This is a genomic window from Rhodococcus sp. PSBB066 (genome assembly GCF_017068255.1).
Taxonomy (GTDB): Bacteria; Actinomycetota; Actinomycetes; order Mycobacteriales; family Mycobacteriaceae; genus Rhodococcus; species Rhodococcus aetherivorans.
The window spans coordinates 3,328,278-3,351,414 of record NZ_CP070859.1; the positions used below are offsets into that span (position 1 = coordinate 3,328,278).

At 72.5% G+C, this 23,137-nt stretch carries 22 protein-coding genes; 17 read left to right on the forward strand and 5 right to left on the reverse strand.

Annotated elements, in window-relative coordinates:
* The first annotated feature begins 35 nt into the window (after positions 1-35).
* Positions 36-809, forward strand: a complete 774-nt coding sequence (locus JYA75_RS15225; protein ID WP_065923437.1) for a peptidyl-tRNA hydrolase — start codon at positions 36-38, stop codon at positions 807-809.
* Here the strand turns inward: JYA75_RS15225 and glgX are convergent, their stop codons facing one another.
* A complete protein-coding gene (glgX, locus tag JYA75_RS15230; RefSeq protein WP_231772701.1) occupies positions 810-2,924 on the reverse strand; it encodes a glycogen debranching protein GlgX in 2,115 nt (704 codons plus the stop codon).
* Between the two features lie 96 nt (positions 2,925-3,020).
* Between glgX and JYA75_RS15235 the strand changes: the two genes are divergently transcribed.
* The 7 genes from JYA75_RS15235 (at position 3,021) to JYA75_RS15265 (ending at position 8,527) form a co-directional block, all read left to right on the forward strand.
* The gene (locus tag JYA75_RS15235; RefSeq protein WP_037201771.1) at positions 3,021-3,854 is read left to right on the forward strand and encodes an ABC transporter ATP-binding protein; all 834 of its coding nucleotides are present in this window, start codon (positions 3,021-3,023) and stop codon (positions 3,852-3,854) included.
* A 119-nt stretch (positions 3,855-3,973) separates the two neighbouring features.
* A complete protein-coding gene (locus tag JYA75_RS15240; RefSeq protein WP_006933172.1) occupies positions 3,974-4,807 on the forward strand; it encodes an NUDIX domain-containing protein in 834 nt (277 codons plus the stop codon).
* Positions 4,808-4,817: 10 nt separating this feature from the next.
* Entirely contained in the window at positions 4,818-5,597 is a 780-nt protein-coding gene (locus JYA75_RS15245; RefSeq protein WP_203329187.1) for an enoyl-CoA hydratase-related protein, read from the forward strand.
* A 53-nt stretch (positions 5,598-5,650) separates the two neighbouring features.
* Positions 5,651-6,628: a class I SAM-dependent methyltransferase gene (locus JYA75_RS15250; RefSeq protein ID WP_029544469.1), complete on the forward strand. Its 978-nt coding sequence runs from the start codon at positions 5,651-5,653 to the stop codon at positions 6,626-6,628.
* Position 6,629: 1 nt separating this feature from the next.
* On the forward strand, positions 6,630-7,787 hold the full coding sequence (locus JYA75_RS15255; protein WP_203329188.1) for a class I SAM-dependent methyltransferase: 1,158 nt from the start codon (positions 6,630-6,632) through the stop codon (positions 7,785-7,787).
* A 75-nt stretch (positions 7,788-7,862) separates the two neighbouring features.
* Positions 7,863-8,150 (forward strand): metalloregulator ArsR/SmtB family transcription factor, encoded by a 288-nt coding sequence (locus JYA75_RS15260; RefSeq protein ID WP_006933181.1) that lies wholly within the window; start codon positions 7,863-7,865, stop codon positions 8,148-8,150.
* Positions 8,147-8,527 carry a VOC family protein gene (locus tag JYA75_RS15265; protein WP_203329189.1) on the forward strand — a complete coding sequence of 127 codons (381 nt, stop codon included), beginning with the start codon at positions 8,147-8,149 and terminating at the stop codon, positions 8,525-8,527. Before JYA75_RS15260 ends, JYA75_RS15265 begins: the two co-directional genes overlap by 4 nt.
* 24 nt (positions 8,528-8,551) lie before the next feature.
* On the opposite strand, the gene JYA75_RS15270 is transcribed toward JYA75_RS15265, so the two are convergent.
* Positions 8,552-9,853, reverse strand: coding sequence for a PQQ-binding-like beta-propeller repeat protein (locus JYA75_RS15270; protein WP_050035421.1), 1,302 nt, complete (start codon positions 9,851-9,853; stop codon positions 8,552-8,554).
* Between the two features lie 97 nt (positions 9,854-9,950).
* Between JYA75_RS15270 and JYA75_RS15275 the strand changes: the two genes are divergently transcribed.
* Together JYA75_RS15275 and JYA75_RS15280 are read left to right on the forward strand one after the other, a co-directional pair.
* Positions 9,951-10,712 (forward strand): acyltransferase, encoded by a 762-nt coding sequence (locus tag JYA75_RS15275; protein WP_029544462.1) that lies wholly within the window; start codon positions 9,951-9,953, stop codon positions 10,710-10,712.
* 15 nt (positions 10,713-10,727) lie between these two features.
* A complete protein-coding gene (locus tag JYA75_RS15280; protein ID WP_203329190.1) occupies positions 10,728-12,218 on the forward strand; it encodes an amidase in 1,491 nt (496 codons plus the stop codon).
* A 19-nt stretch (positions 12,219-12,237) separates the two neighbouring features.
* Here JYA75_RS15280 and JYA75_RS15285 read toward each other — a convergent pair whose 3' ends face one another.
* The 3 genes from JYA75_RS15285 to JYA75_RS15295 are packed head-to-tail and all read right to left on the reverse strand — an operon-like array spanning position 12,238 to position 15,811.
* A complete protein-coding gene (locus JYA75_RS15285; protein WP_006933189.1) occupies positions 12,238-13,482 on the reverse strand; it encodes a glycosyltransferase family 4 protein in 1,245 nt (414 codons plus the stop codon).
* The gene (locus JYA75_RS15290; protein WP_043799677.1) at positions 13,479-15,035 is read right to left on the reverse strand and encodes a glycoside hydrolase family 57 protein; all 1,557 of its coding nucleotides are present in this window, start codon (positions 15,033-15,035) and stop codon (positions 13,479-13,481) included. Before JYA75_RS15290 ends, JYA75_RS15285 begins: the two co-directional genes overlap by 4 nt.
* Positions 15,032-15,811, reverse strand: coding sequence for a class I SAM-dependent methyltransferase (locus tag JYA75_RS15295; RefSeq protein WP_230304485.1), 780 nt, complete (start codon positions 15,809-15,811; stop codon positions 15,032-15,034). Before JYA75_RS15295 ends, JYA75_RS15290 begins: the two co-directional genes overlap by 4 nt.
* A gap of 230 nt (positions 15,812-16,041) precedes the next feature.
* Between JYA75_RS15295 and JYA75_RS15300 the strand changes: the two genes are divergently transcribed.
* From JYA75_RS15300 to JYA75_RS15330, 7 genes are all read left to right on the forward strand, one after another.
* On the forward strand, positions 16,042-16,827 hold the full coding sequence (locus tag JYA75_RS15300; protein ID WP_006933194.1) for an electron transfer flavoprotein subunit beta/FixA family protein: 786 nt from the start codon (positions 16,042-16,044) through the stop codon (positions 16,825-16,827).
* A gap of 47 nt (positions 16,828-16,874) precedes the next feature.
* A complete protein-coding gene (locus tag JYA75_RS15305; protein WP_006933196.1) occupies positions 16,875-17,831 on the forward strand; it encodes an electron transfer flavoprotein subunit alpha/FixB family protein in 957 nt (318 codons plus the stop codon).
* 137 nt (positions 17,832-17,968) lie between these two features.
* Positions 17,969-18,811, forward strand: a complete 843-nt coding sequence (locus JYA75_RS15310) for a GNAT family N-acyltransferase (RefSeq protein ID WP_029544454.1) — start codon at positions 17,969-17,971, stop codon at positions 18,809-18,811.
* Positions 18,808-19,707: a lysophospholipid acyltransferase family protein gene (locus JYA75_RS15315; RefSeq protein WP_006933200.1), complete on the forward strand. Its 900-nt coding sequence runs from the start codon at positions 18,808-18,810 to the stop codon at positions 19,705-19,707. Before JYA75_RS15310 ends, JYA75_RS15315 begins: the two co-directional genes overlap by 4 nt.
* 42 nt (positions 19,708-19,749) lie before the next feature.
* The gene (locus JYA75_RS15320) at positions 19,750-20,976 is read left to right on the forward strand and encodes a cysteine desulfurase family protein (RefSeq protein ID WP_050035419.1); all 1,227 of its coding nucleotides are present in this window, start codon (positions 19,750-19,752) and stop codon (positions 20,974-20,976) included.
* 5 nt (positions 20,977-20,981) lie between these two features.
* A complete protein-coding gene (gene mnmA / locus JYA75_RS15325; RefSeq protein ID WP_029544449.1) occupies positions 20,982-22,076 on the forward strand; it encodes a tRNA 2-thiouridine(34) synthase MnmA in 1,095 nt (364 codons plus the stop codon).
* Positions 22,073-23,134 carry a methionine synthase gene (locus JYA75_RS15330; protein WP_050035417.1) on the forward strand — a complete coding sequence of 354 codons (1,062 nt, stop codon included), beginning with the start codon at positions 22,073-22,075 and terminating at the stop codon, positions 23,132-23,134. Before mnmA ends, JYA75_RS15330 begins: the two co-directional genes overlap by 4 nt.
* The last annotated feature ends 3 nt before the right edge of the window (positions 23,135-23,137 follow it).

Consider the following 23,137-nt stretch of genomic DNA (forward strand, 5'->3'; position numbering starts at 1 on the left):
GTCCCGACGTCGTGGCTCGCCACGGTGCGGATGTCGTGACGCGCCACGGTGCGGATTTCGTGGCTCGCCACGGTGCGGATTTCGTGGCTCGCCACGGTGTCCTCGCCCGCGGCTACGGGCATCGACCGGACCCGGAGGACCCCGGGGCGGTGCTCGCGATGCCGATCGTGCTGCACATCCCCAAGCAGGATCCGCCCTCCCGTAGCGCGCTGCTCGAGGCTGCTGCGATGGCGACAATCGCGCTGTGCCTGGACCCACGCGTCGGGACCGGGCCGGCCGGTGAACCCGGCCCGTGGCGCGAGCCCTACCTCGCGTGGACCGACGCGCGCATCCGCAAGGTCAGCCGTCGCGCCCGCGGTGCCCAGTGGCGCGCCGCGCAGGAGGTCGACGGAATCACCGTCGAACACCGGGGGGCACACGCCCGGGCACTGGTCCCGGGGCCCGTCGGCGCTCTCGATCCGCGCATCTCGCGGCTGCAGATCGGCGGCACCGATCTGCCCCACGACACCCCGGGCGATCCGCCCGCCGGAGTTCCGGTGCTGTGGATCGACGCCGCGCTCGGCATGACCGTCGGGAAGGCCGCGGCACAGGTCGGCCACGCCGCGATGCTGTTGGCCGGGGCCCTGGACGTCGAGCGCGCCGGCGCATGGGCCGACTCCGGATTCGTGTGTGCCGTGCGCGACGCCGACCCCGCCCGGTGGCGGTACCTGACGGAGCGGGTCGACGCCGGCACCGCCGTGGCGGTACGGGACGCGGGATTCACCGAGGTGACGCCGGGGTCGGTGACGGTCGTCGCCGTCCCGGGCTGATCACGTCGCGATCCGGAACACCAGCAGCGTCGGCCCGGTCAGCGGGAACGTCGAGCCGGCGGGCAGCGGCGTGAGATCCGCGGGCTCTCCGTCGAGGGAGCTCGAGTCGAAGGCGCACACCATCGCACCGTGGTACCACTCGGCCCGGCCGAGGGTCAGGGTGGTGGGGCCGCCTGCGTGCAGCACGAGCAGGCCGCTGCTGTCCGTCAGCGGAACGCCCGCGCGGGTGACCGTGCCCAGCTGCGAGCCGTCCACCCACGCCTGCAGCGTCCGCCGGTTCTCGTCGAGCCAGTCCGCCTCCTGCAGTTCCCTTCCGTCCGCGCCGAACCACACCAGGTCGGGGTAGCCGACCTGGCGGGCCCTGCCGTCGAAGAAGCGGCCCTGACGCAGCACCGGCACCACTTTGCGCAGACGCAACGTCTGCCGCACGAACTCGACGAGTTCCTGGTCCGCGTGCTCCCAGTCGAGTGGCCAGGCGTCGCGGACCGGGACGTCGGCGGGCACGCAATAGGCATTGTTGTTGCCGCCCTGGGAGTGCCCGAACTCGTCGCCGGCGAGCAGCATCGGGGTGCCGGTCGACAGCAGCAGGGTGGCGAGCAGCGCACGCACGTGCCGGGCCCGGGCGGCCACGATCCGCGGATCGTCCGTGGGTCCTTCGACGCCGTGGTCGACGGATTCGTTGTTGTCGCTACCGTCACGGCCCTGTTCGCCGTTGGCCTCGTTGTGCTTGCGCCGGTAGCTGACGAGGTCGGCCATCGTGAAACCGTCGTGCGCGGTGACGAAGTTGATCGACATCCACGGCCGGTGGGTGTGCCGGCCGTAGAGGTCCTCCGAGCCCGCGAGCCGGGAGGCGACCTCCCGGATTCCCGCACCGCGCGCCCAGAAGCGCCGCACCGAGTCGCGGTAACGATCGTTCCACTCCGACCACTGGGGACCGATGTTGCCGAGCTGGTAGCCGGGCAGGGTCGCATCCCAGGGCTCGGCGATCAGCTTGAGCCGGGTCAGGACGGGGTCGGTGGTGATGGCGGTGAACACCGCCGCCCGGGGATCGAAGTCGCCGCCTCGCGGCCGGGCGAGCGCGCTGGCCAGGTCGAACCGGAAGCCGTCCACACCCATCTCCGTCGCCCAGTACCGCAGGCTGTCGCAGATCATCCGCACCGCCACCGGGGAACTGCCGTCGACGGTGTTGCCACAGCCCGTCAGGTCGATGTCGTGGCCGGTGGCGTCGAGGAGGTAGTAGCCGGGCGCGTCGAGGCCGCGCCAGGACACGTGCGGGCCGTCCACCGACCATTCGCAGGTGTGGTTGTAGACCACGTCGAGGATCACCTCGAGGCCCGCCTCGTGGAGCGTGTCGACCATCGTCCGGAACTCCGCGATCTCGTTGCCGGGGGTGGCCGCGTAGCCCGGGTGGGGCGCGAAGTACGAAGCGGTGGAGTAACCCCAGTGGTTGCGCATGCCGCGATCCCGTACGGGTGGTTCGGTGAGGAAGGCGTGCACGGGCAGCAGTTCGACGGCGGTGACCCCCAGGCCGACCAGGTGTTCGAGCACGGCCGGCGCCGTCAGACCCAGATAGGTGCCGCGCCACTGCTCGGGGACGGCGGGATGGCGGGCGGTGTAGGAGCCGACGTGCAGTTCGTAGATCACCGTCTGCTCCCACGGCGTGCCGGGACGGTTGTGCCGGGCCCGGCCGGGGTTGTCGGCCACCACCGACAGCGGTGTGTGGCCGAGGGAGTCCACGGTCGACGCATCGCCGAACGGGGTGCGCTCGTAGCCGAGCAAGCGGGCCGTGTCGCCGATGTCGCCGGTCAGCTGCCGGCCCCACGGGTCGAGCAGCAGCTTGTGCGGATTGGCACGTAGCCCGGTCCGGGGCTGCCACGCGCCGTGCACGCGGTAGCCGTAGCGCTGGCCCGGGCGGACCCCCGGCACCGCGCCGTGCCAGACGCCGTACGTCTTGTCCGGCAGGTCGATGCGTTCCTCGCGGCCGGCGTCGTCGATCAGGCAGAGCTGAACACGGCTGCCGTGGGGCGCGTGCACGGCGAACCGCGTCCCGTCGTCGCCGGGGAAGGCGCCCAGCGGGAAGGGACCGGCGTCGGACCGGGCGACGGCAGGTCCCACCGGCGGCTCGCCGGGTGCGGGGGAGGGGTGCGGTGGAGGCGAGGGGTACGACACGGAAGCGATCCTGCCGTGAACCGCTCGTGCGCGTACGCAAAGATGGTCGGCGTGGCAAAACCTGATCCCGATCTGCTCATCGAATTCGACGACGTGCTCGTGCGGCGGGGCGGCAACGTCCTCGTCGGTCCCGTGTCCTGGAAGGTGGAACTCGACGAACGTTGGGTGATCCTCGGTCCGAACGGGGCGGGTAAGACGTCGCTGCTGCGGGTGGCCGCAGCGGAGACATTCCCCACATCGGGGACGGCGCACGTGCTGGCGGAGACGTTCGGGAAGACCGACCTGTCCGAGCTGCGGCCCCGGATCGGGATGTCGTCGTCGGCGCTGGCGAACCGTGTGCCGGGCGACGAGAAGGTCGTGGACCTGGTGATCTCCGCGGGGTACGGCGTGCTGGGGCGCTGGCGCGAGCGGTACGACGAGGTGGACAGCGCACGCGCCGTGGAGATGCTCGAAAGCCTCGGCGCCGAGCATCTCGCCGACCGCACCTACGGCACGCTCTCCGAGGGTGAGCGCAAGCGCGTGCTCATCGCCCGGGCACTGATGACGGATCCGGAGTTGCTGCTGCTCGACGAGCCCGCCGCCGGCCTGGACCTCGGTGGTCGTGAGGAGCTCGTGGCGCGGCTCGGCGTGCTGGCGGCCGACCCGGACGCTCCGGCGATCGTGCTGATCACCCATCACGTGGAGGAGATCCCGCCGGGCTTCACCCACGCGATGCTGCTCAAGGAGGGGCAGGTGGTGGCGCAGGGTCTGCTCGACGACGTGATCACGGGTGAGAACCTCAGCGATGCGTTCAGCCAGGCGATCACGCTCGACAAGGCGGACGGCCGGTTCTTCGCGCGCCGCACGTACCAGCCCGGGAGGCACCGCCGCGCGTAGCGGAGCGGAGCCGCGGCCGAGCACACCGCCGCGCGTCGCGGAGCCGCGGCCGAGCACACCGCCGCGCGGAGCAGCCGGGTGGATGAGTTGTGCGTCACGTCATGCCGTAACTTGTGAGTATGGCTATCGAACGTTCGGGAGAACCCGCGGGTGCAGCGGCGATGCCGCTCAAGGATGCCTCGACGGTGATCCTCGTCCGGGACGGCGACCGTGGCGTCGAGGTGTTCCTGCTGCAGCGCGTGCGCGGCATGGCGTTCGCCGGCGGCATGACGGTGTTTCCCGGCGGCGGCGTCGACCCGTCGGACAGCGCTGCGACGGTGGCGTGGGCGGGACCGCCCGTGCCCTGGTGGTCGGAGCGGTTCGGCACCTCCGAGACGCTCGCGCAGGCGCTCGTCCTCGCGGCCGTGCGCGAGACGTTCGAGGAGTGCGGGGTGCTGCTCGCCGGTGCGACACCGGACACCGTGGTGGCGGACACGACACCGTTCGGGGAGGCCCGCAGGCAGCTCGAGGCTCGGGAGCTCACCTTCGGCGAGTTCCTCGAACGTGAGGGGCTGGTGCTGCGTGCGGACCTGTTGCGGCCGTGGTCGAACTGGATCACGCCGGTCGGAGAGGGTCGTCGCTACGACACGAGGTTCTTCGTCGCGGCGGCCCCCGAGGGACAGATCGCCGACGGCGAGACGAGCGAGGCCGACGAGGTGCGGTGGCAGACTCCGCAGGAGGCGATCGCGCACTGGCAGGAGGGCGGCAGTGTGCTGCTGCCCCCGACCTGGAGCCAGTTGACGGCCCTGTCACGGTTCGGCTCGGTCGCGGAGATCCTCGCTGCGGAGCCGCAGATCACGCCGATCCTGCCGACCCGGATCACCTGGGAGGGACAGCTCCGGGTGGAGTTCCCCGAGCAGGACGGCTACTACGAGGCGGGGCCGCATCCGTGGGCCGCCCGGGATGCCAACTAGCCTGTGCCTCATGGCTGAATTCGTGACACTCGAGGTCTCCGACGGTATCGGCACCATCCGGCTCGACCGGCCGCCGATGAACGCACTCAACCGGCAGGTGCAGGAGGAGATCCGGGCCGCTGCGCGCGAGGCGACCGTGCACTCCGACGTCAAGGCGGTGATCGTCTACGGCGGTGAGAAGGTGTTCGCGGCCGGCGCGGACATCAAGGAGATGGCCGAGCTGAGCTACGTGCAGATGAGCGAGATCATCGCGGATCTGCAGTCGGCGCTGGGGTCGGTGGCGGAGATCCCGAAGCCGACGGTGGCCGCGATCACCGGCTACGCGCTGGGGGGCGGCCTGGAGCTCGCGCTGGGTGCGGACCGGCGGATCGCCGGCGACAACGCGAAGGTCGGTGTGCCGGAGATCCTGCTCGGCATCATCCCGGGCGGCGGCGGAACGCAGCGCCTCGCCCGCCTCGTCGGCCCGTCGAGGGCGAAGGATCTGGTGTTCACCGGCCGCTTCGTCGGTGCGGCCGAGGCCCTGCAGATGGGGCTGGTCGACGAGGTCGTCGCCCCGGACGAGGTGTACAACGCGGCGCGCGCGTGGGCGTCGCAGTTCAGCCGGGGCGCCACCCGCGCACTGGCGGCGGCCAAAGCCGCGATCGACCAGGGCCTCGACACCGACCTGGACACGGGGCTGAAGATCGAGCAGCACGTCTTCGCCGGCCTGTTCGCGACGAAGGACCGCACGATCGGCATGGAGTCCTTCGTCGCCAACGGCCCGGGTAAGGCCGAGTTCGTCGGGGAGTAGGCACCCCGGAACTGGAACTTGTTCATTCCTTACCGATGGGTAGGATGCCCTTCATGACTGCAAGCAGGACCGACGGGGTCGACCCCGCGCCGAACCCGCACGCCACTGCCGAGGAGGTGGCGGCCGCCCTTCGGGACACCAAGCTCGCGCAGGTGCTCTACCACGACTGGGAGGCCGAGACCTACGACGAGAAGTGGTCGATCTCCTACGACGAGCGCTGCATCGACTACGCGAAGGGTCGTTTCGACGCCGCCGCCGGTGACCAGCCCCTGCCGTACGAGCGGGCCCTCGAACTCGGTTGCGGCACCGGCTTCTTCCTGCTGAACCTCATGCAGGCCGGAGTGGCGAGGACCGGCTCGGTCACCGACCTGTCGCCCGGGATGGTCAAGGTGGCGCTGCGCAACGCCGGGCACCTCGGCCTCGACGTGGACGGCCGGGTGGCCGACGCCGAGACGATCCCGTACGACGACGACACCTTCGACCTCGTCGTCGGTCACGCGGTGCTGCACCACATCCCCGACGTCGAGCAGTCGCTGCGGGAGGTACTGCGGGTGCTGAAGCCGGGCGGCCGGTTCGTCTTCGCCGGCGAGCCCAGCACGGTCGGGAACTTCTACGCGCGCTGGCTCGGCCGCCTCACGTGGGAGGCCACCACCAACGTCACGAAGCTGCCGTTCCTGCGGGACTGGCGGCGGCCGCAGGCCGAACTCGACGAGTCCTCCCGTGCCGCGGCGCTCGAGGCGGTCGTCGACCTGCACACCTTCGACCCGTCGGACCTGGAGCGGATGGCGGCTTCGGCCGGCGCGGTCGAGGTGAAGGCGAGCAGCGAGGAGTTCGCGGCCGCGCTGCTGGGCTGGCCGGTCCGCACATTCGAGGCCGCGGTGCCCGCGGAGAAGCTGGGCTGGGGCTGGGCGCGCTTCGCGTTCGGCGGGTGGCGCACGCTCAGCTGGGTGGACGAGAAGGTCCTCAGGCACGTGGTCCCGCGCAGCTTCTTCTACAACGTCATGATCACCGGCGTGAAGCCCGGCAAGTAGTGTGGGCTACGCGTTCACCCTCGCCGACGTCGCGTACCTGCGTTCGTCGCAGGGCGCGGCCGATCTCGCGGAGGTGGCCGCCCGGGAGCTGTCCGCGCGGACGCGCCTAGCCGACATCGGCTGGGCGCGTACGCGTTTCGCCGATCTGACCGCGCCGCTGACCGAGACGGTGCTGTTGCGCCGCAGGGCGGTCGCGAAGCTGCCCGCTGCCGGCGGCTGGCTGTTCACCGACGACGCGCTGCAGCAGGCGACGCCGGCGTCCGTCGCCGCGCATCGGGCCCGCCGGCTCGCCGGCCGGCGCGTCCACGACGTGACGTGCTCGATCGGCGCCGAGCTGGCGGCCCTGGTGGGGGTCGCGGAGGCGGTGGTCGGCAGCGATCTCGACCCCGTTCGCCTCGCGATGGCCGCCCACAACGTCCCCGGGGCGGCGCTGGCCCGCGCCGACGCGCTGCGCCCGATCACCCGCGGTACCACCGTGATCGCCGATCCGGCCCGCCGATCCGAGGGCCGGCGCACGCACGACCCGGCGGCCCTGATGCCGCCGTTGCCCGACCTGCTCGACGCCTACGCCGGACGGGACCTGGCCGTCAAGTGTGCCCCCGGACTGGATTTCGATGCGCTGGACTGGGCGGGGGAGGTCGAGGTGGTCTCGCTCGACGGCGGCGTCCGCGAGGCATGCCTGTACTCCCCGGGTCTGGCCACGCCGGGCGTGCGGCGACGGGCGAGTGTGTTGCGTTCGGGCGGCGCCGTATTCGAGATCACCGACGCGGAGCCGGACGAGATCCCCGAGCGGGAACCGGGGGAGTGGATCGTCGATCCCGACGGGGCGATCGTGCGTGCGGGGCTGGTGCGGCACTACGCGGCCGCCCACGGCCTGTGGCAGCTCGATCCGCGGATCGCGTATCTCACCGGCGACACCCTCCCCGCGGGGGTGCGGGGATTCCGCGTTCTCGATCGACTGAAGTACACGGAAAAGACTCTCCGGCAATCGCTCTCGTCGATGGACTGTGGGGTGGCGGAGATTCTCGTGCGAGGGGTCGACGTCGATCCGGCGGTGCTCCGGCCGCGGCTGAAGCTGCGCGGATCGCGGTCGCTGAGCGTCGTGCTCACGCGGATCGGCCGCACCCCGACGGCGTTCGTCTGCGAACCCAGTCGCTGAGCCCTGTCCCGGCCGGGTGGGTCGTTCCGGTGCGGGTCTTGATATGCAAGCAAATACTTGCGTATTCTCGACGGTGTGGTCGACGTCTTCAAAGCGCTGGCGGATCCGACCCGGCGGGCCATCCTGGACGAGCTCGTCGACCGGGACGGCCAGACGCTGTTCGAGCTGTGCACACGACTGATCTCGCGGCACGGCCTGGGCTCGTCCCGGCAGGCGATCTCGCAGCACCTGGCGATCCTCGAGGAGGCCGGGCTGGTCCGGACCCGCCGCGAGGGGCGATCGAAGTTCCATCATGTGGACGTTGCGCCACTGCAGGGCCTCGCCGACCGATGGACGGTCGCGCATCGAAAGGAGTCGCAGTGAAGGTCACCCTCACCAGCGTGTTGGTCGACGACCAGGACAAGGCGCTCGCCTTCTACACCGACGTCCTGGGTTTCGTGAAGAAGACCGAGGTCCCCCTGGGCGAGGCGCGGTGGCTCACCGTCGTCTCGCCGCAGCAACCGGACGGGCCGGAACTGGTCCTCGAGCCCGACGGCCATCCCGCCGTCCGGCCGTTCAAGGAGGCCCTCGTCGCCGACGGTGTCCCGTTCACCTCGTTCGCGGTCGACGACGTGCGCGCCGAGTACGAGCGGTTGCGCAGCCTCGGGGTGCGATTCACCCAGGAGCCCCTCGAAATGGGCGGCATCACCACCGCCGTCTTCGACGACACCTGCGGCAATCTCATCCAGATCGCCGGCTGAGCCGTCGCCGCCCGCGGCGAAAGGTCAGCGGAGCACGTAGACGTCGCCCGGCAGCGTCGCCGTGACGAACTCGCCAGCCGGCCCGACCGCGGTGCCGACCGAGAATCCGGCCGCGTCGGGCAGGGTCTCCTCGTCGAGCGTCTCCCCGCTGGCGGCGTCGAACACCAGCGCGGCCAACCCGTCGTCGGCTCGGGCCACCGTGTATCCGATGCCGTCGGCGGTCAGCGCCGGCACCCCCAGCTGGCGCACGTCGCCGCGGCGCCACACGAGTTCGGCCGCCTCACCGGTGTCGCGCAGCGCCACCAGGTCGCCGGTCCGGCCCCCCGGCGCGAGGACCAGCAGTCCGTCGGCGGACACCGCCGGTCCGGTGGAGGCCGTGTACCCGAGGTCGTGGCTCCACCGCGGCGTCCCGGTCCCGGCATCGAGGGCCCACAGGGCTCCCTCGCCGTCGTGCACGTACACTGTGGCGCCGTCCGCGGACAGCACGGGACTGGTCGTCGCGCCGCCCGGAAGCTCCGGCTGCGACCACTCCTCGACCACCCGCGCATCGTCGCCGCCGGTGTAGCGCATCGACACGACGGCGGCGCGATCGGCGCCCGGCCGCCACAGCGTCACCAGAATCCGGCCGGTCCCGAGATCGACCGCCGGGGTGGTGGCCACCGGGCAGTCCTCCGATCCGCCGAAACATGCGGCCAGACCGTGGTCGTTGGGCAGCCGTGGCACGTTCGTCCCGTCCGCCACCCCGGGGGTGGGCACGAGGTCGAAGATCGGGGCGGCGTGCCTGCCCGTTTGCGGGTCGAGCACGTTGACCTGACCGAAATGCGTGACGAACACGAGGTTTCCGTCGCCGGTGAACTGTGCGGTGCCCGGCGTCCCGCTCACCGGGATCCGCCAGCGCCGCTGGCCGTGCTCGTTGAACGACACCATCGCCCCCTCCTCGCCGACGTAGATGTTGGCCACGCCGTCGGCGGTGGGAGTCACCCCGGTGACACCCGGCGCGAGGCGGGTGCACCAGCGCTTGCGGCCGGTGTCGATCTGGAACGAGACGAGGTTGCAGCCGGCGGCGGTCGCGGCGGTGACGAAGATCTGTCCGTTCGCCGCGACGCTCGCGGGCGCGGTGACGGCGCCGCCGAGCGGACGTGACCAGGCGGGCGCGAGGTCGCGCAGCCCGTCGGCGGGCGCGGTGTTGCTGTTGCGGGCGTCGGCGTACCGACCCGGCCACGCCCCGGCGGCGAGGACGTCGACCGGGCCGCCGTCGCTGCCGCATCCGGTCAACACCAGTGCCGCCGAGGCCGTCAGCATCACCGTCCGCAGGGCAGCCCGCATCACTCATCTCCTCGCCATGGCTCGAATGACCCGATGGGCCACACTATCGGGCCGGGTGGCGCACTCGATGCGCGAGGCGGACCGTACGCTGGCAACCATGACGAGCATGTGGGGCGCACCGTTGCGCACGAGGTGGCGGGGTTCTCGTCGGCGGGATCCCGATCAGGCCCGATTCCTGACCGTCGATTCGCTGCGATGGGTGCTGGCGCACAAGGCGTACACGCCGTGGTACCTGGTCCGGTACTACCGGCTCGCCAAGTTCAAGCTCGCCAACCCGCACGTGATCCTGCGCGGCATGGTGTTCCTCGGCAAGAACGTCGAGATCCATTCCGTCCCCGAGCTGTCCCGGCTCGAGATCGGCCGGTGGGTGCACATCGGCGACGGCAATGCCATCCGCTGTCACGAGGGGTCGCTGCGCATCGGCGACAAGGTGGTCTTCGGCAAGGACAACGTCGTCAACACCTACCTCGACATCGAGATCGGCGCCTCCACACTCGTCGCCGACTGGTGCTACATCTGCGACTTCGACCACCGCACCGAGGACATCACGTACCCGATCAAGGATCAGGGGATCGTCAAGAGCCCCGTGCGGATCGGACCCGACACCTGGATCGCGACGAAGGTCACGGTGCTGCGCGGCACCCGCACCGGCCGCGGCTGCGTCCTCGGCGCGCACGCGGTGGTCAAGGGCGACATCCCGGACTACAGCATCGCGGTCGGATCGCCGGCCAAGGTGGTCAGGAACCGCCGCACGGACTGGGAGTCCGGTGCCGCCGACCGGGCCGCGTACGTCGCCGCGCTCGAGGACATCGCGCGCAAGAAGGCGGGCCGCGAACCGGCGGCGGAACCCGGTTCCTGATCCGGGGCGCCTGCGATGGACTACGCCGACTACCGCCGCTACGACGCCGTGGGGCTCGCCGAACTCGTCACCCGCCGCGAGGTCACGCCGCGCGAACTGCTCGACGCGGCCCTCGCCCGGCTCGACGCGGTGGAGCCCACACTGAACACCGTCGTGCGCCGGCTCGACGAGCAGGCGCGCAGCCGGGCCGCGGAGCGCCTCGAGGGTCCGTTCGCGGGGGTGCCGTTCCTGGTCAAGGATCTTCTCCAGGACGTCGCGGGGATTCCGACCGGCAGCGGGAGCAGGTCCCTGGCGGAGCTGCCCGCCGTGCGCAACGCGGTGGTCGTCGATCGCTGGCTGGACGCGGGCCTCGTCCTCTTCGGCAAGACGAACACTCCGGAGTTCGGGGTCAAGGGGGTGACCGAGCCGGTGGCGAACGGTCCCACCCGCAACCCGTGGAATCCCGCGCACACGCCGGGCGGGTCCTCCGGCGGATCCGCGGCGGCGGTCGCCGCCGGCGTGGTCCCGGCGGCCGGCGCGAACGACGGCGGCGGCTCGATCCGCATTCCGGCCGCCTGCTGCGGGCTGGTCGGGCTCAAACCGGGCCGGGGCCTGGTGCCGAGCGGACCCGAGGTGGACGAGGACCGGCACGGGGCGGTCAGCAACGGGGTCGTCACGCGCACGGTGCGCGACGCGGCAGCCATGCTCGACGTGCTGGCCGGTCCGGACCCGAACGGGCCCTATCTCACGGCGGCACCGCAGGAGTCGTATGCGTCCGCGGGGAGTACCCCACCGCGGACGCTGCGCATCGGGTTCGCGACGGACTCCCCGATCGGCACCGGCGTCGACCCGGAGGCCGTCACGGCCGTCGAGAACGCCGCGGCGCTGCTCGCCGAGCTGGGCCACGCCGTCGAACCCGCGGCGACGGGGATCGACGAGCGGCGGCTGTCCACCGACTGGCTGACGATGTGGTTCGCCTGGCTCGCCGCCGACGTCCGGCAGGCGCGCCTGCGCACCGGGTGCGCCCCCGACGCGTTCGAGCCCGACACGCGGTTCCTCGCCGCGCTCGGCGACTCCGTGCGGCCCTCGGACTATCTCGCCTCGCTGCGCCGGTGGAACGGGTATACGCAGCAGCTCGGCGCGTTCCACGAGCGGTACGACCTGCTGCTCACGCCGACCCTGGCGTATCCGCCGGCGCGCGTGGGGGAACTGGCCACGCCGCCCGCGCTCCAGGGGGCCGCGCGCCTGATCGTGACGGCGCGGCTGGGCCGCGCGGCGCGGTGGGCCGGGCTGATGGACCGCATCGTCGACGAGAACCTCGCCCGGACGCCGTACACCCAGCTCGCGAACATCACCGGGCGCCCGGCGATCTCGGTGCCACTGCACTGGACCGCGGCGGGATTGCCGTTGGGCGTGCAGTTTCTCGGGCCGCTGGGCTCGGAGGGACTGCTGCTGTCGCTCGCGGCACAGCTCGAGCGGGCCCGGCCCTGGGCGCACCGCGAGCCTCCGCTGCTGCCGTCCCGGTGACGCGGGCCGGCAGCGCCGGTCACCGGCCGGGCAACGGCCGCTGGGGAATCGTCGGTCGCGGAAGCGGATGGCGCACACGACGTTTCGCCTCCGAGTACACACGGGCGGTCTCGGTGGCCACCAGCCGCCAGTCGAAGTCCTCCGTGAGCCGCTCGCGCGCCGCCCGCGCCCGTCGCTGGGCGGCCGCGGGGTCGTCGAGGGTCCGCCGGACCGCCGACGCCAGCCCCGCGACGTCGCCGGGTGCGAACGAGAGGCCGGTCGAGCCGTCGACGACGGCCTCCCCGAGGCCGCCGGCCGTCGACGCGACGAGTGGCGTCCCGGCGGCCGCGGCCTCGAGTGCGATGATCCCGAACGGTTCGTAGCGGCTCGGCAGGACGATCGCATCGGCGCGGTGCAGCCACCCGAGCAGCTCGATGCGGTCGAGGTTGCCGACGAACGTCACCGACCGCGCGACGCGGTGCACGCGCGCCTGCTCGCGCAGCCAGTCGAACTGGGTGCCCTCCCCGGCGACGACGAGGGTGGTGCCGGGGTGCGTGCGCCGGATCCGGGGGAGGGCGGCGATCGCGTCCTGCACGCCCTTCTCGTACTCGAGGCGGCCGACGAACAGCAGCTGCGGCGGCCCGGAACGCGGCGCCCGCTCCCGGTAGGACCACGCGGTGACGTCGATTCCGTTGCGGATCACCGTCGCCGGCGGCAGGTCCGGCCCGTAGAGCGCGGCGACCTCCTCGTTCATCGATGCCGAACACGTGATGAGCCGATCGGATTCGTTGGCGAGCCACCACTCCACCGAGTGCACCTGCCGGTTCACGCGGCCCGACAGCCAGCCGCTGTGCCGGCCGGCCTCGCTTGCGTGCAGGGTGGACACCAGCGGTACGTCGAAGAACTCGGCGAGCGCGACGGCGGGGTGTGCGACGAGCCAGTCGTGCGCGTGCACCACGTCCGGGTACCAGCCGTCGCCGATGCCGCCCTTGGTCAGGCTCAGCCCCGCCCGCACCATGGCATGACCCATCGCGAGCGTCCAGGCGAGCATGTCCTCGCCGAAGTCGAAGTGCGGTGGGTCCTCGGCGACGGCCACCACGAGCACGCCCTCGGCGATGTGGCTGATCGTGGGGTGGGTGGTGGCGTCCGTGCCGGTGGGCCGCCGGGAGAGCACGACCACCTCGTGGCCGGCGGCGGCGAGCTCGGTGGCGAGGTGGTGCACGTGCCGGCCGAGGCCGCCGACGACGACGGGCGGGTACTCCCAGGAGACGATCAGCACCTTCACGAGGGGGCTCCCATCCGGTCGGGCAGGCGGCGGGCGTCGAGCCCGGGGAACAGATTGTCGGCCCGGTTCCAGCCGGCGGCCAGGCGCGCCGCCGTCTCGTCGCGGCCTGCGGCGACCGCCGCGGCGATCTCGCGCAACGCGTGGGCGTGCTTGTGGGCCCGGTCCCGCGCGTATCCGGCCGCGGTGTCCTTGCTGACCATGAATGCCCAGTCGCTCGACACCGTCAGCAGCGCCTCGCGCAGCATCTGGTCGTGCACCCGGTTGCGCAGCGCGGGGCGGCCGGCCCCGGCGGCGCCGCGGGCCTTGTCCAGGGTGTCGAGCGTGGTGCGCACGACCTCCTCGTCGAGCTGTACGAGGTCGCGAACCTGCTCGCCGGCCCACACCCGCCAGTCCTTCCCGGACCCCCACGAGGTGTCGTGCAGGTCGACGGGTGCTCCCACGTACCCGCGGTCGCGTGCGTCGGCGAGAGTGCCCACCTCGATGCCCGCCTCCGGCAGCGCCCGGAGCAGCCGTTCGAGAAACAGCGGGCCCTCGTGCCACCAGTGGCCGAACAGCTCGGTGTCGAAGGCGGCGACCACCAGGGCGTCGCGCCCGATGCGGTCGGACTCGCGGCGCAGTCGGCGGCGGATCGTGTCGACGAAGTCGGCCACGTGGCGGTCGACGGCCGCGGACGCCAGATCGGGGTCGTAGGGCGCCTTGTCCTGTGGGGCGACGGTGCGGCCGGTCACGCGGGCGGGCTTGAGCCCGGTGTCGTGGCAGTAGGTGTGGAAGTCCCGGTAGGCGGGGTGGCCCGGGTAGCCGGACTTCGGCGACCAGACCCGGTAGGACACCTGCAGATCCCGGCCGAAGGCGACGACGTCGGAGTCCCACACGGTCCGGCCGAGCGTGGTGTCGCCGCGCAGGGCGGGACCGTCCACCATGAAGTGCCCGACGCCGGCGGCGGCGTATCCGGCCTCCATGCCGGGGGTGAACGCGCACTCGGGCGCCCAGATGCCCTGCGGTGTGTGCGCCCAGCGGGCATGCGCGTCGGCCAGTCCCTCGGCGAGGGAGAACGCCCGCAGGCGGGGATCGAGCAGAGGCTGGAAGGGATGGGCCAGCGGCCCGCCCAGCAGTTCGACCGCCTCGGCGTCGACGAGTTCGCGGAACACCGGGGATCCGCCGTGACGCCAACGGGTTTCGAACTGTTCGAGGGCTGCGGCGGCATGCCGGTGCTCGCGGGCTCCGAGCGCACGGTAGGCCGGCTCCCGCATGCCCGCGGCCTCGTGGGCGCGCAGCTGCCAGTTGCCGAGCCAGTGGTGCATCCCGGTCAGGCAGTGGGGGTCGTCGAGCTGAGCGGCGAGCACGGGCGTCACCCCGAGGGTGACCAGGCGCGTGCGGCCCTCGGCGGCAAGCCGGCGCAGGACGTCGGTCACCGGGAGATACGTCGCGGCCCAGGACTGGTAGAGCCATTCCTCGCCGACCGGCCAGCGACCGTGGTGGGCGAGCCACGGCAGGTGCGAGTGCAGCACCAGCGCGAACAGTCCCGGTTCCCGCCGGGTGGCGGGAGTGGTCACCGCGCCGGATCCTTCACCGCGATCGCGACGAGATCCAGACTGGCGTCGATGTTCTCGGGCGCGAGGAGGAAGTCGTCGACCGTCACGGCCGCGACGTCTGCGGTCAGGCCGGCGGGCCAGGGCTCGCCGGCGAGAGCGCGCTCGATCTGGGCGTCGATGAAGGAGCCGCCGTGCTTGGCATCGAGGGCGCGCAGGGCGGGGCCGTGGTGCACCCCGGTCGTCAGGGCGACGCGGAAGCCGGCTCCCTCGAGCAGTTCGGTGAGTTCGGCGGCGTTCAGCTCGCGGGTGTGGAACGGGTTGAGCGGGGTGTCGCGGCCGGGGGAGAACGTGATGCGGTTGGGGGTGCTGATCAGCAGTTCGCCGCCGTCCCGGAGCACGCGGTGGCATTCGCGCAGGAACCCGGACTGGTCCCACAGGTGCTCGATGACCTGGAAGTTGACGACAACGTCCACGGAGGCGTCGGCGAGGGGCAGGTCGGCGAGGTTGGCGTGCCGCATGTCCACGCGCGGGTAGCGGGCGCGCACGTGCGCGACGGCGCTCTCGTCGTAGTCGAGGCCGACGACGGCGGTGGCGACGCCCGCGATCATGTCGGCGCCGTAGCCCTCGCCGGCGCCCGCCTCGAGCACGGTGCGGCCGGCGCACCGGGGCAGCAGGTCGCGGTAGACCACCTCGTGGCGGCGGAACCAGTAGTTCTCCTCCGCGATGCCGGGAACGGTGCGCTCGCCGGTGAGTGGCAGTTGAGGGGCGTCGCCGGCGGGGACGGGGGATTCGCTCACCGCCCAGACATTAGCCCCACCTTTGTCGACCTCGTCATCGGTGGTCCAGATCACAGCCGTGCGGCTCCCTTCGTGTGGTTATGGTGAACGAGGTTCCCATCCAAGTTACCAGCGGGTAACTTAGCGTGAGGTAATCTATCGCACACCCCCGTGCGAAGCACGAGAGCTCGGTCAAGGCGTTGCGCCTCGCCGATCCCAGGCAGTCATACACAGGAGGTCGACGTAGACCCATGACGAACATCGTCGTTTTGATCAAGCAGGTCCCCGACACGTGGTCCGAGCGCAAGCTCAGCGACGGCGACTTCACGCTCGATCGCGAGGCCGCCGACGCGGTGCTCGACGAGATCAACGAGCGCGCCGTCGAGGAAGCCCTGCTCATCAAGGAGCGCGACGGCGGGGAGGTCACCGTGCTCACCGCCGGTCCGGACCGCGCCACCGACGCGATCCGCAAGGCGCTGTCCATGGGTGCCGACAAGGCCATCCACCTCAACGACCCGGCCATCCACGGCTCCGACGCGATCCAGACCGCGTACGCGCTCGCGGCGGCTCTCGGCCAGATCGAGGGCGTCGACCTGGTCATCGCCGGCAACGAGGCCACCGACGGCCGGATGGGCGCCGTGCCGGCGATCATCGCCGAGTACCTCGGCCTGCCGCAGCTGACCCACATGCGCAAGCTCACCGTCGCCGACGGCAAGGTCAGCGGCGAGCGCGAGACCGACGAGGGTGTCTTCACCCTCGAGGCCACGCTGCCGGCCATCGTCTCGGTCACCGAGAAGATCAACGAGCCCCGCTTCCCGTCCTTCAAGGGCATCATGGCCGCCAAGAAGAAGGAAGTTCAGGCCCTCACTCTCGCCGACATCGGGCTCGACCCCGAGATCTTCGGCGTGGCCAACGCCGGCAGCACCGTCACCGGTGTCAGCCCGAAGCCCCCGCGTACCGCTGGTGAGCGCGTCGCGGACGAGGGTGACGGCGGCAGCAAGATCGCCGCGTACCTCGTCGGCCAGAAGATCATCTGATCGCGCCCACGCGACACAGCAGACATACCCAAGGGAGAGAAAGAGCAATGGCAGAAGTACTCGTGCTCGTCGAGCACGCCGAGGGCGCGCTGAAGAAGGTCAGCACCGAGCTGATCACCGCCGCCCGTGCGCTGGGTGAGCCCGCCGCGGTCGTGACCGGTCCGGCCGGCACCGCCGACAAGCTGCAGGACGCGCTCGCCGCCGCCGGCGCCGCCAAGGTCTACGCCGCCGAGTCCGACGACATCGAGGGCTACCTGGTGACCCCGAAGGTCGACGTGCTGGCCTCGCTCGTGGAGTCCGCCAGCCCCGCCGCGGTGATCACCGCCGCCAGCGTCGAGGGCAAGGAGGTGTCGGGCCGCCTCGCCGCGCGCATCGGCTCCGGTCTGCTCTGCGACGTCATCGACGTCAAGTCCGACGGTTCGGCCGTGCACTCGATCTTCGGTGGCGCGTACACCGTCGACGCCAAGGCCAACGGCGAGGTGCCGGTCGTCTCCGTGCGTCCGGGTGCCGTCGAGGCGCAGCCGCAGGCCGGCGCCGCCGAGCGCGTGGACGTCGAGGTGCCGGCGCAGGAGGAGAACGCGGTCAAGATCACCGCGCGCAACCCGATCGTGGGCGGCGACCGTCCCGAGCTGACCGAGGCGTCGATCGTCGTCTCCGGCGGCCGCGGCGTCGGCAGCGCCGACAAGTTCAGCGTCGTCGAGGACCTCGCCGACTCGCTCGGTGCCGCCGTCGGTGCCTCCCGCGCCGCCGTCGACTCCGGCTACTACCCGGGCCAGTTCCAGGTCGGTCAGACCGGCAAGACCGTCTCGCCGCAGCTGTATGTGGCGCTGGGCATCTCCGGCGCCATCCAGCACCGGGCCGGCATGCAGACGTCCAAGACGATCGTCGCGGTCAACAAGGACGAAGAGGCCCCGATCTTCGAGATCGCGGACTACGGCGTCGTGGGCGACCTGTTCAACGTCGCTCCGCAGCTGACCGAGGAGATCAAGAAGCACAAGGGCTGATCCCGAGGTCCCGCCGCGGCCCCGCACCCGTCCAGGGTGCGGGGCCGCACGCGTACCCGGGCATGTTCACCGGACGTGCACGGAGGCGACACCGTGCCGCCCCTGCCGCGACGTACCGGCTCGATACACATTGCGCCATGACCACTTTGCTGGTGCCGGCCCAAAACCCGGGGCTGTCGGAGGCGGTGCTGTCGGGGCCGCGGTACTCCCTGCTCGTGTCCGCCGACCGCGAACATCGCGAGGCCGCACAGCGGCTGCGTTACCGCGTCTTCGCCGCCGAACCCGGATTCCACCTCCCGGCAGGCATGCCCGCGGGCCTCGACGCCGACCGCTTCGACGAGTACTGCGACCACCTGTTGGTGCGCGAGAACCACACCGGCGCGGTGGTGGGCTGCTACCGGATGCTGCCGCCGGAGGCCGCACGCGCCGCCGGGGGCTACTACACCGCCACCGAATTCGATCTCACCGCCCTCGATCCCGACGGTCTGCGGGCGGTGGAGATGGGCCGCGCCTGCGTCGACCCCGCCCACCGCTCCGGCTCGGTCCTGTCGCTGATGTGGGCCGGGATCCTGCACTACCTGCAACTCACCGGGCACAACTGGGTCATGGGGTGCGTGTCGGTGCCGATGCGCACCCACCCGTCCGACGTGCCCGGCGCCAACGTCCGGGGAGTGCGCGACGTGCTGCTGGCCCGGCACTCCGTCGAGCCGGCCCGGCGGGTGCTTCCCCGGACCCCGGTCGTCGTCGACGGCCGCCCCCTCGACGACATCCCGTCACCCGGGCGGCCGGTGCTGCCGCCGCTGCTGCGCGGGTATCTGCGGCTCGGTGCTCGCATCTGCGGCGAGCCCGCCCACGACCCCGACTTCGGGGTGGCCGACTTCGTCGCGCTGCAGAGCCTCGCCGGAGCCAACGCGCGCTACCTCGAGCGGCTGCGGACCGCCGCCGAGAGCGCCGAGGCGGCCGCAGGAGCGCGGGCGTGAACACCCGCGCCCACGCCTGGATGCCGGCCAGTCCCTGCGGCACCGGCTGCCTTCCGGCCGATCCGGGGCGAGTGAGTTTCGTCACGGCGGCGGCGCGCTGGGTGCTCGTGGTGGCGGTCCTGGCAACCGCCCCGTTGCTGACCGCCGGCCGGCTCCTGCCCCGCCCGGGGCGCCTCGCCGCCCAGCGTGCGTTCGCCCGCGTCCTGCTGCGTTGTGCCGGGCTGCGGCTGACGGTGACCGACCTGCGGGACCGCGGCGACGGGGGAGGCGGGGGAGGCGGGGGCGTGCTCGTCGTCGCCCCGCACGTGTCCTGGACCGACGTGCTGGTGCTCACCGCGGTTGCCCCGGCAGGGTTCGTCGCGCGCAGCGACCTGCTCGAGTGGGGACTGCTCGGCGCGCTGGCCCGCCGCATGCGGGTCATACCCATCGAGCGCGAGCGTCTGCGCGACCTGCCCGTCGTGGTGTCGCGGATCCGCGACCGCCTCCTGGCGGGGGAGCGGATCGCGGCGTTCCCGGAGGGCACGACGTGGTGCGGCAGGGCGTACGGCGGGTTCCGTCCGGCACTGTTCCAGGCGGCGATCGACGCGCAGCGCCCGGTGCAGCCGGTCGGGCTCCGGTACGCCGACGCCGCCGGGACGATCGCCACCGGCCCGGCGTTCGTCGGCGACGAGACGATGGGAGCGTCGCTGCGACGGCTCCTGCGGCACCGGGGCGTGGTGGCGGAGGTGGTGCTCGCCCCGCTCGAGCGGCCCGGCTCCGATCGCCGCGACCTCGCCGCGCGGTGTGAACGGTCCGCGCGCCGGCGGCACGACGACGGCGCCGAGTTCGCCAGGCTCGGCCGGGCCGCCGCCGCGCACGACACCCGTGGTCGCGAGGAGCTCCGGGCCGGACGGTGAGCGCGACGGGCGCGAGCCCCGACCCGCTATCCTGGTTCGGTCATGACCTCGAACGCCGCCGGAGCCTCCGGCACCTCGACGACCGTCTACCTCGATCACGCCGCGACCACCCCGATGCTGCCCGCGGCCGTGTCGGCGATGACGGAGATCTTCGCGACGGTCGGCAACGCGTCGTCCCTCCACGGGTCGGGCCGCGCGGCGCGGCGCCGCATCGAGGAGGCCCGGGAGTCCATCGCCGCGGACCTCGGTGCGCGTCCCTCCGAGGTCGTCTTCACCTCGGGCGGCACCGAGGGCGACAACCTCGCGGTCAAGGGCATCTACTGGGCGCGCCGCGACGCCGATCCGCGCCGTCGCCGGGTGATCGCGAGCGCCGTCGAGCACCACGCCGTGCTCGATGCCGTCGAGTGGCTCGTCGCGCACGAGGGCGCCGAGGTGACCTGGCTGGCCGTCGACGCCGACGGACGCGTCGAGCCGGATGCGCTGCGGATGGCCCTCGCCGAGCACGCCGACGAGACGGCCCTGGTGTCGGTGATGTGGGCCAACAACGAGGTGGGCACCGTGATGCCCGTCGCCGAGCTCACCGCGGTCGCCGCCGAGTACGGGGTGCCCGTGCACAGCGACGCCGTGCAGGCGGTCGGCCATCTGCCCGTCGACTTCGCCGCGAGCGGGCTGGCCGCCATGACGATCGCCGCGCACAAGTTCGGCGGTCCCCAGGGTGTCGGTGCCCTGCTGCTGGGCCGGCAGGTGCCGTGCGTGCCCCTCACCCACGGCGGCGGACACGAGCGCGACGTACGGTCGGGAACCCACGACACCGCCGGGATCGCCGGCATGGCCGCGGCGCTGCGCGAGGCGACGGCCGAACTCGGCGAACGCACCGTCGCGCTCACGACGCTGCGCGACGAACTGATCGCCGGTGTGACGGCCGTGGTCCCGGACGCGGTCCTCAACGGCCCGCGCGGCGCGGACCGCCTGCCCGGCAATGCACACTTCACCTTCCCCGGCTGCGAGGGCGATTCGCTGCTCATGCTGCTGGACGCGGCCGGGATCGAGTGCTCGACCGGTTCGGCCTGCACCGCCGGGGTGGCGCGGCCGAGCCATGTGCTCGTCGCGATGGGGGCGGACCCCCGCACGGCCCGCGGGTCGTTGCGATTCTCGTTGGGCCACACGTCGACTCGCGCCGACGTGGAGGCCGTTGTGGCGGCGCTGCCGCAGGTGGTGGGACGGGCGCGGGCCGCCGGACTGGCCGGCGCCGGTAGTCGAGAGAGGTGACGTCGATGAGGGTGCTCGCGGCAATGAGCGGTGGCGTGGACTCGGCGGTGGCCGCGGCCCGCGCGGTCGACGCCGGCCACGACGTGGTCGGCGTGCACCTGGCGCTGTCCACGGCGCCGGGCACGCTGCGGACCGGGTCGCGGGGCTGCTGCTCCAAGGAGGACGCCGGGGATGCGCGCCGCGCCGCCGACGTGCTCGGAATCCCGTTCTATGTCTGGGATTTCGCCGACCGGTTCAAGGAGGACGTCATCGACGACTTCGTCGAGTCCTATGCCGCCGGCCAGACCCCCAATCCGTGCCTGCGCTGCAACGAGAAGATCAAGTTCGCGGCCCTCGCCGACCGGGCCGTCGCCCTCGGCTTCGACGCGGTCGCCACCGGCCACTACGCCCGGCTCGACGACGGTGTCCTGCGTCGCGCGGTCGACGCCGGCAAGGACCAGTCGTACGTGCTCGGTGTGCTGACGGCCGACCAGCTCGCGCGTGCGATGTTCCCGGTCGGGGACACCCCGAAGGAGCGGATCCGCGCCGAAGCGGCCGAGCGGGGTCTCGCGGTCGCGGACAAGCCCGACAGTCACGACATCTGCTTCATCCCCTCCGGTGACACCCGCGCCTTCCTCGGTGCCCGCATCGGGGTGCGTCCCGGCCGCGTCGTCGACGCCCGGTCCGGCGCCGTGCTCGCCGAACACGAAGGGGTGCACGGCTTCACGGTCGGACAGCGCAAGGGCCTGGGCATCGCCGGCCCCGGCGCGGACGGCCGCCCCCGCTACGTCACCGCGATCGAGCCGGACACCGGCACGGTGAAGGTGGGCTCCGCGGAAGACCTGAAGGTGTGGGCGATCAGTGCCGAGCGCGCGGTGTGGACGAGCGGGGCCGCGCCGGCCGGACCGGTCGAATGCGTCGTGCAGGTCCGCGCGCACGGCGGTGTCGCGGCGGCCGTCGCCGAGCCCGCCGGCACCGGTCTCGCGGTGACCCTGCGCGAACCGCTCACCGGCGTCGCCACCGGACAGGCCGTGGTGCTGTACCGGCCGGACGCGGGCGGCGACGTCGTCCTCGGCAGCGGCACCATCGTCGGTACCGGCACGGCGGCCACGTCCCGGTGACCGCGAACATCCCGAACCCCTGGTCCGGCGTCGCGACCGGCATCGGGTCGTGGCCCGGCACCGACGCCCGGGAATCGGCCGCGACCGTGCTCGGCGAGCTCGAGGCGTTGCCGCACCTGGTCGAGCTGCCGGCCCGCGGGCTCGGGGCCGATCTCATCGGCCGCACCGGCGCGTTGCTGGTCGACCTGCACCTCGACACGTCCACCACCGGGTACCGGCTCGGCGGTCGCCGCGGCGCGGTCGCCGCCCGCGCCGGGGATCTGCTGCGCCGAGATCTCGATGCACTCGAAGAGGCATGGGAGACAGCGGGTCTCGGTCCCGGTCGATTCCTGAAGGTGCAGTCCGCCGGCCCGTTCACCCTCGCCGCGCACGCCGAGCTGGCCGGGGGCCGGCGGGTGCTCACCGATCGCGGCGCCGTGCGCGACGTCGCCGAGTCCCTCGGCGAGGGCCTGGCGCGGCACGCCGCGGAACTGACCCGCCGCCTCGGCGCCCACGTGGTGGTCCAGCTCGACGAGCCTGCGCTGCCCGCCGTCCTCGCCGGGACCCTGACCGGACGCACGAAGCTCGAATCGGTGCCGGCGCTCCCCGAGCCGGAGGCGCAGCACCTGCTCGAGGCCGCGATCGCGGCGATCGGCCGCCCCGTCGCGGTGCACTGCTGCGCCGCCGACGTGCCCACCGGGTTGCTGCGCCGCAGCGGCGTCGACGCCGTCGCCCTCGACGTCGCGCAGCTCACCGCCGCCGACCTCGACGGTATCGGTGAGCTGATCGACGCCGGAACCACCCTCCTGCTCGGGCTGGTGCCGTCCACCGCACCCGACACGGCCGTCCCCACCTGGCGTGACGTCGCGGCCCCCGCGATCACGCTGATCGACCGGCTGGGCTTCCCCCGCGCCACGCTGCGCTCGGTGGGGGTCACCCCGCGCTGCGGCCTGGCCGGCGCCGATCCCACGTGGGCGCGCCGGGCGCTGCGCCTCGCCCGCGACGTCGCCGCCGCGTTCGCGGACGACCCGGAATCGCTCGGCTCCGCAGCGGCCGGGAACGTCGTATCGCTCGACTAGTCT

Bases quoted from the DNA above. Each gene is read 5' to 3' on its own strand.
- JYA75_RS15320 (WP_050035419.1), top strand. From the start codon at position 19,750: ATGACCTCGAACGCCGCCGGAGCCTCCGGCACCTCGACGACCGTCTAC.
- JYA75_RS15245 (WP_203329187.1), top strand. From the start codon at position 4,818: ATGGCTGAATTCGTGACACTCGAGGTCTCCGACGGTATCGGCACCATC.
- JYA75_RS15270 (WP_050035421.1), bottom strand. From the start codon at position 9,853: ATGCGGGCTGCCCTGCGGACGGTGATGCTGACGGCCTCGGCGGCACTG.
- JYA75_RS15275 (WP_029544462.1), top strand. From the start codon at position 9,951: ATGACGAGCATGTGGGGCGCACCGTTGCGCACGAGGTGGCGGGGTTCT.
- JYA75_RS15305 (WP_006933196.1), top strand. From the start codon at position 16,875: ATGGCAGAAGTACTCGTGCTCGTCGAGCACGCCGAGGGCGCGCTGAAG.
- JYA75_RS15250 (WP_029544469.1), top strand. From the start codon at position 5,651: ATGACTGCAAGCAGGACCGACGGGGTCGACCCCGCGCCGAACCCGCAC.
- JYA75_RS15235 (WP_037201771.1), top strand. From the start codon at position 3,021: ATGGTCGGCGTGGCAAAACCTGATCCCGATCTGCTCATCGAATTCGAC.
- JYA75_RS15310 (WP_029544454.1), top strand. From the start codon at position 17,969: ATGACCACTTTGCTGGTGCCGGCCCAAAACCCGGGGCTGTCGGAGGCG.
- mnmA (WP_029544449.1), top strand. From the start codon at position 20,982: ATGAGGGTGCTCGCGGCAATGAGCGGTGGCGTGGACTCGGCGGTGGCC.
- JYA75_RS15240 (WP_006933172.1), top strand. From the start codon at position 3,974: ATGGCTATCGAACGTTCGGGAGAACCCGCGGGTGCAGCGGCGATGCCG.
- JYA75_RS15280 (WP_203329190.1), top strand. From the start codon at position 10,728: ATGGACTACGCCGACTACCGCCGCTACGACGCCGTGGGGCTCGCCGAA.
- JYA75_RS15300 (WP_006933194.1), top strand. From the start codon at position 16,042: ATGACGAACATCGTCGTTTTGATCAAGCAGGTCCCCGACACGTGGTCC.